Below are 3,105 nucleotides of genomic sequence, written 5' to 3' on the forward strand. Positions count from 1 at the left end.
GGTGCTGGCCTTGGCGTCGTCGAGCTGACCGTCGCGCTGCACTATGTCTTCGACACGCCAAATGACCGACTGATTTGGGACGTCGGCCATCAGGCCTACCCGCACAAGATCATCACCGGGCGTCGCGATCGCATTCGAACGATTCGTCAAGGCGGTGGTCTGTCTGGTTTCACCAAGCGCGCAGAGAGCGCCTATGACCCGTTCGGTGCGGCGCATTCGTCGACGTCGATTTCAGCCGGACTGGGAATGGTTGTCGCTCGTGATCTGCAGTCAAAGAATAACAATGTTGTCGCTGTCATTGGCGATGGTGCCATGAGTGCAGGGATGGCCTATGAGGCCATGAACAACGCAGGTGCGATGGATTCGCGCTTGATCGTAATCCTCAACGACAACGATATGTCGATTGCACCGCCATCCGGTGCTCTGTCGCGCTACCTCGCGCGCATGACGTCGAGCGGCACCTATCTCCAGCTGCGTGATATTGCCAAGCAGCTCGCGAAGCGCCTTCCGAAGGAGTGGGAGCGTCGCGCAGCTCGCATCGAGGAGCTTTCGCGTACGTATTGGGGCGGCGGTGCGCTGTTTGAGGAGCTTGGCTTCTATTACGTGGGTCCCATCGACGGACATGACTTCGAGCAGCTCTTGCCCGTGCTCCAAAACGTGCGTGACACAAAGCAGGGGCCGATCCTCATTCACGCCGTCACACAGAAGGGTAAGGGTTACGCGCCCGCCGAAGCTTCGGCAGACAAATATCATGGCGTAGGCAAGTTCAACGTCGTAACAGGGGCTCTCGACAAGCCGAAGGCCAAGGCGCCGTCCTATACAAAAGTCTTCGCGGAGAGCCTTGTCAGCGAGGCACGAAAAGACGATCGCATTGCGGCCATCACCGCAGCTATGCCTGATGGGACCGGTCTCAACTTGTTCGAGAAGGAGTTCCCTGACCGCATGTTCGATGTCGGCATTGCCGAACAACACGCGGTGACCTTCGCTGCGGGTCTTGCGGCGGAGGGGATGAAACCGTTCGCGGCGATCTATTCCACTTTCCTACAGCGTGCCTATGACCAAGTCGTCCACGATGTAGCCATTCAGAAACTACCGGTGCGCTTTGCGATAGACCGAGCGGGTCTGGTCGGTGCAGATGGACCAACGCATGCTGGTTCTTTCGACATTGCGTATCTCGCCTGTTTGCCTGGTTTCACCATTATGGCCGCTGCCGACGAGGCTGAGCTTCGCCATATGGTCGCAACCGCCGCCGTTTTCGATGAAGGTCCGATAGCCTTCCGCTATCCACGAGGCGAGGGTTGGGGCATTGAGCTGCCGGAGCACGGTGAGCCCCTCAGCATTGGCAAGGGGCGGATCTTGCGGGAAGGCAACTCCGTAGCCCTCTTGTCGTTGGGTGGACGGCTTCAAGTCTGTCTTGAAGCAGCAGATCAATTGGGGAGTCGTGGGCTCTCAACGACCGTGGCCGATGCTCGGTTTGCCAAACCTCTCGACCAAGAGCTCATCTTGCAGCTCGCTCGGAACCACGAGGTTCTTATTGCCATCGAGGAGGGCGTTCTCGGTGGCTTCGGTTCTCACGTGATGCAGTTCTTGAGCTTAGAAGGCCAGCTGGACGGAAAACTAAAATTCAGGTCGATGGTATTGCCCGACATGTTCATCGATCACGACAAGCCAGATGCGATGTATGCGCGAGCTGGCCTTGATGCGCAGGGGATCGTGTCCATGGTCTTCGCGGCGCTGGGTCGCGGTCATGACGATGTCGCGATGGCTCCAGGAGAGCAGTGGCCAACAGCGTCGGCCTGATCTTGCTGATCCTCGGCTTCGGGGTTGTGTTGGCGCACGCCTTGTTCGAGTTGATGCGCCGCCGTAATTCGAGCCAAGCCCGCCGCCCCCGTCAGGTACGGCGCCAACGACGCCGGGGCATCCGAAATGGCAACATGGCAAGCACGACGGGATTGGCAAATCGATCGAGGGATAGGCTCTCGTGAACCCACGTCGTTTCCGTTCCGCCAATAGCGGCGGAGACCAGCGAGCGATTGTAGAATGGTGTATCCTCTAGCGTCTTGATGAGCGTTGGCGGCCCGTTTTCAGAGCGGGCATGACGGGCAACGCGCCATAGAGTGCTCGGCAACGGCCCACGTGCCGGAGCTGGAATCTCCTCAACGCCGCCTTGCGGATCAAACAACAACCCAAGCGATGCGGGCTGTGATCGCCGCGGGATAACGTCATAAAGGACGGCTGTGTTCGGGCCGATTTTCGCACGCATCCAGTCCCACTCCACAAAGCCGGCTTCGAGTGGTTCATTGCCAAAATTGCTGTCGACATATGCGTGGCCGGACCACTCCAAGTCGGGCTGCTTCATCTTCACCTCGATACGGGCCTGGGGTGCGACTGGGTGCCAGTGGTGGTGGCTGTCGGCATCGAGCGCAAATGCGCGCTGGACAAGCGATTGCGGGTAGACGCGCACAGTGCCAACAACACGCGCCGGACGTGGCACCGTGATTTCCTCAATGAAGATTGTCAGAGCCTCGCCATCCCATTCGAGACGACTGGGACCAATGCGAATTGCACGCGCACTCCGGTCTAAGTCCGTACGAGTCCTTTCGGTCAGCGTCCAGTGTTTAGAGGAACGGCCATAAAGCGCCACGTTAAGTGCACAATGATTCTCAGGATCGTCGTTGCCTAGGCCCCGAGCCACCGCGTAGTAGGGCGAGAAGACGCTGCCAACGAATGCGATCAACGTGATCGCGTTTGATTCGTCGTCGCTTATGCCATCGACATACCACCAGATGTAGCCACCCTTGGGGACGGCCTGGCTGAAGTCAGGTCCTCCAGGATGCTCGCGGCTGCGAGGCGTCCCGACATCGCTGCCATCGGAACGCCGGGTCCCGGATGGGCTGACCCGCCCGCGAGATAGAGGCCCGGAATCTTCGTGCGCGCTGTCGGACGCGTGAAAGAGGCGTTCCATCCATGGGAAGCTTGGCCGTACAGGGCGCCGCCCGTGCCCGGGAAGAGCCCATTGAAATCCTCGGGTGTCGTAATGGTCGTGGCCGTTGGCTCCAAGATGAGCCCCGCCCGCTGCGAGAGGTCTAGGATATGGTCTCGGCA

The 3,105-nt window shown here is 59.5% G+C and carries 3 protein-coding genes; 1 reads left to right on the plus strand and 2 read right to left on the minus strand.

The genetic code is table 11. The features are described 5' to 3' along the window. The coding region (dxs, locus tag AC33YF_RS13425; protein WP_491777719.1) for a 1-deoxy-D-xylulose-5-phosphate synthase at nt 1-1,800 on the plus strand (1,800 nt) is incomplete at its 5' end. A gap of 91 nt (nt 1,801-1,891) precedes the next feature. Here the strand turns inward: dxs and AC33YF_RS13430 are convergent. Both AC33YF_RS13430 and AC33YF_RS13435 read right to left on the minus strand, forming a co-directional pair. After that, nucleotides 1,892-2,695 carry a hydratase gene (locus tag AC33YF_RS13430; RefSeq protein WP_491777721.1) on the minus strand — a complete coding sequence of 268 codons (804 nt, stop codon included), beginning with the start codon at nt 2,693-2,695 and terminating at the stop codon, nt 1,892-1,894. A gap of 68 nt (nt 2,696-2,763) precedes the next feature. Continuing rightward, nucleotides 2,764-3,105 (minus strand): FAD-dependent oxidoreductase (locus AC33YF_RS13435; RefSeq protein ID WP_491777720.1); only part of this gene is annotated, 342 nt, incomplete at its 5' end.

It is taken from the genome of Methyloceanibacter sp. (genome assembly GCF_058506495.1).